Source organism: Salipiger sp. (assembly GCF_059781815.1).
In genome coordinates this window covers 22,819-29,386 of the sequence record NZ_JBYNAH010000033.1, presented here as the reverse complement: position 1 = coordinate 29,386, position 6,568 = coordinate 22,819, and the positions used below count along the sequence as shown (strand labels likewise).

The following is a 6,568-nucleotide window of genomic DNA, read 5'->3' as shown; positions in this document are numbered from 1 at the left end:
CGTAGGTGGCCTGGAATTCCGGGCTGCCCACGAAGCCCTCGATCACCTCGAGCAGGGTCCGCTCGCCGCTTTCGAGCCGGTCGCTCCAGTTGCCGTAGCCGGTGCTGTCCGGGAAGCGCGCGAGCGTGGCCTGGTACACCCGGAAGATCTTGGCCCCGGTCTCGGTCGAGACATCCGCAACGTCGCCGCCGATCAGCAGGTCGTCGCCGGCGTTACCATGAATACTGTCGTGGCCACTCCCGCCAATGATGGTGTCATCTTGGGCTGAGCCCTCGATTCGGTCGTCGCCAGCGCCGGCTTCCAGCGTTCCGCTGGATGTCATCCGAATGCCGTCATTTCCTGGTGATACGGGCGCATCGTCGAAAACGAGGAAGCTCTCAGCCTCCCAGAACAGAAGATTCCCGGCGATCCTGTCCGTGGCGCTGAAGGTGACACCTTCCGGCAGATCCATCTCGAGTTCGAAGGTGCCTTCTACCGTCCCGTTGGTCGCATAGAAGCGATCATCGTCGCCGTTCGACAGCATGAACAGGACATGATCTCCGTAAGCGGACAGGATCGTGGTCTGTGCGTCGCTCCCTTCGTAGTAGCTGCCTGGAGTCAGCCTAAGAGTTCCGTCCACGGTTCCATCTGTGACAAACACGTGGACGCTGTGATCGAACGGGAAGCCTATTCTATCTGTGAAAAAAACGAGATCTCCGACCTCTAGCGCGGCCGAAAAGCCGCCGGGAGCCAGCCCTTTACCGACTTCGAGGTCGCTCAGACCTTTTGAGATGCCAATTTCAGGGAAGCTGGCGCCGAGTGCATCGAAGTCGCTGTCAGAGTAGAATCTACGCGTACCATCGGTCGTACCGTCGGTTCGCCAGAACTCGCCCCCCCAAGAGAAGACGAGGGTATCTCCGAAGACGCGGGAGTCGCTGAAATTCGTATCGTTGCCAGTCCGTGCGGCCGGTCCGGGAATGTCTTCATAGAGAAGCCGCGTGCCTTCCGGGGTGCCATCCGTGATGTACAATTCGTAGCCGGTGTCACGTGTGCCGCCGATAAACACGGCTTGATCGCCGAACGGAGCAAACGGTCCATAAGCAAGACCAGAGTCGGAACCCGGCGCGATATCTATGACGCGGGTTCCCTCTGGTGTCCCGTCAGTCACCCAGGGCTCCTTTCCGTATTCCTCTGTTTCCGCTTGGAAAAGAGCCAATGGTCCTGACGCAGTATCCAGTTGAACGAAGGGTTGTGACTGCCAGTCTCGATAAATCTGACCCGTGGACTCGATGGTGATATCGCCGCTCAACGGAGCCGACCCCTCAAGCGTCCCATCCGTGTACCATACGGCGCGGGTTCCAAAGATGTAACCGGAGGTGCCGTCGAAGATCGCGCCATCCAGAAACGGCATGGCACGATCGCCTGCGAATGACAGAGGTCTGTCTTTGTATTGATATAGTGGCAGTTGGTAGGTGCCGTCGACCGTGCCGTCACTTACCCAGGTGCCGGTCTCTTGGATCGGGTCCGCGAATGTGCCTTCATCGGGCTGATACCTATAGAGGATGACCCGATCCTCTAGGTAGAGCGGCATGTACAGCGCCTGTCCTGAGATCGTTGCCGGGAAGAGATCCGTCTCGGCTCCAGTCTCTGCGTCAAGGCGGGTGAGAGTCGAGCCACTGTCTCTGAGGTCGTCACTCAGGTAGTACGAGCGGATGAAATAGAGATCCTCACCAATGTATCCGAATGAGCGAGAGTCTATTCGGCTTTCTGAGACACGCTCGAAGCTGAGGCTGCCTGGATCGAAGGCCCAAAGGGCAACGGGGTCTTCGAAGCCGCCGGTTATGTCGAGGTAGCCGGTGAAAAATGTACTCTTCATGTGGATTGTTGCCCTTAAGTCTTAGGAGAACCAGCGTCGCTAGGATGAAGTTTTATCTCTACAAACACGTAACATAGAAGCTTTGTGCTGTTCTCCGTCACGGCTCCTTGGTCTCTAGCTGAGGGCAGTGGTGTTGCAGAACTGACGCTTCTTCACGGACTTCCTCTTGGCTGCCCCAAATGATTTTGGCTGCGGAATGCGACCTGACACTGCTCCTTGGTCCGGCGGATGACGAGACGACGGTGTCAGATGGCCGAAACGACTGGCATACGATCTTCTCGTGAAAACGTGGCGCAAGGGCAACTTCCAAACATTCATGCTGCTCTATGCGTATGGAAACCAGCGCGCCGTGAAGTTTAACTCTGATCTTCAAGCATGAAAGGTCGATGGTCTCATGAGTTACGAAAACACGGCGAGATACTATTCTTTTGATTTGGCGTCGAACGTCTCGCCTTCGACCTTCGAAATCACTGATTTTGACGGCGACGGAAACTGGGAACTGACCTTCACACAGTTCGACCGCAATGGCCTCGGCGAGATCCCGCAGGAACTTGTCATACTGGAATTCCGGGACGTCGTCCCAAGCGAAAACATCAGCTGGATCTTCGAGGCCGAAGGTTCGCTGGTCGACATCACTGCGGAAATATTTGCCAATGATCCCAATGGCATTCCCAAGATAGAGAATGGCCGGCAGATGATTGTCAAGGACATCAACGGCGATGGCTATGACGATCTCGTCGTGGCCAATCAGGGCTATGATCCCGATCCATCTCGGGGCGGCACCAACATCATAGCGGTTTCGGATGGACGGGGCGGGCTGGTCGATCTCGCCGGAGATTTCGAAACCGACACTCAATTTACCCACTCCATGGCGGCCGGAGATTTCGACGGTGATGGCCGTACCGACTTCTTCTTCGGCAACCTGATCGTCGATCCCGCCTATTTCGCCACGCTCGACGGCACGTCGGCTGAGATGAACAGCTTTCCGCTCGTGCCAGACTCAAACCTATACACTCGCAGCCATTCGGCGGATCTCGACGGAGATGGCAGGGATGAGCTCTTTCTCGGCGGAGACGAGGGTACGCCCGACCGCATTGCTCGCTGGACCGGCAACGGCTGGAAAACCACCGTCCTGCCGACCGAGGCGGCTCAGACAACGTTGGATTTTGGGCTTGGCGACGTAAACGGTGATGGCCGCGAAGATCTGATCGTATTGTCGACCGGGCAGAACGGTTTCTATCAGGGCATCCGCATCGATGTTTTGCTGCAGACCGCCGCCGGAAATTTTGCCAATGCCAGCGCCGCGTGGATCAACAGCGCGATCTCCGATCTTCCCGCCAGCGCATGGGCCAGTAATGTGAATCTCGCCGATCTCGACGGTGACGGCGATCTCGATATGACCCTGTCGGTCCAGTACCCCAATAATGACCGGGTACTATGGAACACCGGCAGCCGCTTCAGCCTTGGCAACGAACCGACCACCACTGTCTTCGGTGAAGTCACCGAGGGCGCGTGGGGCCATGACCCTGATGCCACATCTTTGCTTGCGAAAGATCTCGATGGCGACGGTGTGGCCGAGGTAATCGCGCTCGAGTTGGGGATTGTTACGATCTATCACTACAACACACCCGTCGAGACAGGCACCGCAGGCGACGATACGATGCATTCCGGCGCATGGGCCGATGCGATCCTTCATGGCGGCGCAGGCAGCGACCTGCTGCACAGCTGGAACGGCGACGATCTGCTCTACGGCGAGGCTGGCGATGACACCCTCAACGGCTGGCGCGACAACGATACGCTTTACGGTGGTGCGGGGGATGACTCTCTGATCGCTGGCGATGGCATGGATCTTGCCTATGGGGGTATGGGCAACGACACGATCGAGGCCACAGAAACCTGGGACTGGGCTGATCCAACCCAAGGCGCGAACATCTTTTTCGGAGAGGCAGGAGACGACAGTCTTTGGGGCGGCTATGGCGCCGACACGCTTGTCGGCGGTCCCGGGTATGACACTCTGGACGGACAGAACGGTTTCGATACTCTCTACGGAGATGGGCTCGACTTCACTGCCAGCGAAAATGCGGCGCGGGTGTTCCGTCTCTATCAGGCGACGCTCGGTCGCGCACCTGACGCCACCGGCTTCGAGAACTGGACGTGGCGGCTTGACCTTGGGCTCTTTGAGCTGCGTGATGTTGTCACTGGTTTCGTCGCCAGTCCAGAGTTCCGCGCCGTTTATGGCGCGCTGTCGGACGAGAGCTTCGTTACGCTGCTCTACAACAATGTGTTGGATCGCGATCCCGATGCGGCTGGCTTGGCCAACTGGAGCGCTCGGTTGGCTGGTGGCATGAGTCGCGAGCAGGTGGTGCTGGGCTTTTCCGAAAGTACCGAGTTCATCACGAACACCGGTGCAGCGGTGACGAATTTTGCCGCGGAACGCATGGAGGCGAACTGGACCGACGATGTCTACCGGCTCTATCTCGCTACGCTCGGGCGCGATCCGGATGTCAACGGTTTCAAGAATTGGAGTGCGCGGCTTGCGGAGGGTAGCGAGTATCTCTCGGTGGCCGCGGGCTTCGTCAATTCGCAGGAATTTCAGAACGTCTATGGTGATCTGGACGACAGGGGTTTCGTCACGCTGCTCTACAACAACGTGCTGGACCGCACTCCCGACGAGGCCGGTCTCGCCAGCTGGGTGCAGCGGCTTGAGAGCGGCGAGATGGATCGCACCGAGGTGCTACGCGGCTTTGCCCAGAGTGCCGAATTCGTCAAAGCGACGCAGGCGGGGCTCAATGATTACATGCGCGATCTCGGTGCTGACGATGTGCTGCATGTAAGGGCCCGTCCAGATTCAGCCTATAGTGACGGCACCGAAGAGGGACGCGCGCTGCTGCATGGTGGCGCTTATGCTGATCGTTTTGAAATCGAGACTGGTGATGTCGATATCGCCGATCTAGAGCCTTGGGACACGATTGTGCTGCCAAATGTCTGGGTCGGCGACGACAGGCTGACAGAGACGGACCTTCTGTCGATGCTGCAGCAGGACGGAAGCGACGTGACGTTGGATTTGCAGGAGACTTGGGGCGAGGAGTCTTACGACATCGTCAGCCTGCGCCTATTGGATACCCAAATTTCCGACATCAGCGTGGATAATTTTGTGTTGCAGTATTGGTGAACGTAGTCCCCGAAGGTGATGCTTCAGGGGGAGATAGGTCCCTTCACAGACCAACTCCAATGACGGACGCCTGGCTTTCCCGGCATAGATGCTCGAGATGCGGGCGGGTAAGGCTTCCGGAGGAGGGCAAGTTCGGGTGGTCGGCCGGGGCGCTTCATTCCTGCTGCTCGTCTAGGTGCAGCTCTCGCGCTTGGTGGGCGTGCGAGTGTTGACCGATTAGCTAGAGCACCGCTGCACGCCCATGCGGATGAGATCGTGCCGCTGCGGGTAACATAGCCATGAGTCACGAAGCGTGCGCTGGTCAGGTACCAGGTACGTAGCTGCGGCGGATAATGCGCAGCCATGCGTCGCGACCAGTAGTCGAAGCGGTCGTAGCGGATCGGCTCGTAAAGGTAGACCGGCCCGTGAAAACCGAACTCCGTACTAGGGCTCACGCAGACATCGCCCGCGCCAAGGTAGAGCGTACAGGACGAGAGGCAGTAGTTCCCTCGGATTTCGACCCGGACACCGCGCGTTCGTAGCGCACTGACCTCAACCAGCCGCTGGCGTAGTTGCCCGCCGCCGTCGTTGCCGACTACCCGCACCGGAGCGCCGGCTGAGGCCCATTGCGGTGCTCCGAGCAGCAGCGCGTTGGCCAAGAGGACAGGGGTAATGCGGCATACAAATACAAACACGGCAAAGCATCCACTTGAATAGATCCAATATACTTGCCAAAGCCGCGTATATGGCAACAGGTTTCCGACGTGGAGAGCCGCGGCCCAGATGTCGTCGAAAAATGAGATTGAAACAGGAGCGAAGTCGGTGGTTTTCGCCCGCGAGATGCGCTTAATCTGGATAGACTATCGGCTCTCGGTGGGAGGCCCCGTGAATCGAGCGGACCTCGTAGAGGCCTTTTGGCTCTCAGGTTCGGGGGCGGCAGCCGACTTGAAAGAGTACAAGCGCCGGTTTCCAGACAAGATCCGATATGACACCCAAGCGAAGGCGTACTATCGCGCCGGGCCTTACAGCGCCTACGACTTCAAGGTGCGCAAGGCTGTCGATCAGGCCCAGAAATTGGTAAGTAAGGCAGCGAAGGAGGGTGTCTGAAAAGTCGGTCGTCACGCAGAAGTAAAGGCGCCGGAACCTTGGACACTTCCGACGCCTTTTTGAATCCACCTTTAGGAGATAGGATTCATGAAAAACGATAGCAACTCGCCGCTCTTTCATCAAGAGAGTCATGCGCTGCGGGCGGGTGGGGCGCCGGGAAGAGGTGAGGTTCGGTTGGGGTCGGCTGGGGCGCCGAAGAGGGGTTGCTGAGCTGTCTTCCTAGCTCGACGTGCGTTTCAAGATTCATGATCCGTTTTCGCTCTGTCTGTTGAAACGTTCAGCGCAGTTCATTTGATTTCATTGGTGTTTTCCAGACTATCCTCAAGCATCTGTATTGACTGATAAGATGTTGAAAACATTGGGTGCGTGTTCTGCGTTTCAAAGCCGTTTCAACGTTCTCGTTTAGTATTCGCTCTGTCCGTCCGGGCTTTCTGCGCCTCCGTCGCCCGGATCTT

3 protein-coding genes are annotated in these 6,568 nt (G+C 57.8%); 2 read left to right on the top strand and 1 reads right to left on the bottom strand.

All coding sequences use genetic code 11. The features are described 5' to 3' along the window. A partial coding sequence (locus AC6RA4_RS05975) for a DUF4214 domain-containing protein (RefSeq protein WP_500158373.1) occupies positions 1–1,855 on the bottom strand: 1,855 nt, incomplete at its 3' end. A 394-nt stretch (positions 1,856–2,249) separates the two neighbouring features. Here AC6RA4_RS05975 and AC6RA4_RS05970 point away from each other — a divergent pair. Together AC6RA4_RS05970 and AC6RA4_RS05965 are read left to right on the top strand one after the other, a co-directional pair. Continuing rightward, positions 2,250–5,027: a DUF4214 domain-containing protein gene (locus AC6RA4_RS05970; protein WP_500158371.1), complete on the top strand. Its 2,778-nt coding sequence runs from the start codon at positions 2,250–2,252 to the stop codon at positions 5,025–5,027. Positions 5,028–5,789: 762 nt separating this feature from the next. Next, positions 5,790–6,113: a BrxR family helix-turn-helix transcriptional regulator gene (locus AC6RA4_RS05965; RefSeq protein WP_500158369.1), complete on the top strand. Its 324-nt coding sequence runs from the start codon at positions 5,790–5,792 to the stop codon at positions 6,111–6,113. Positions 6,114–6,568 lie beyond the last annotated feature (455 nt).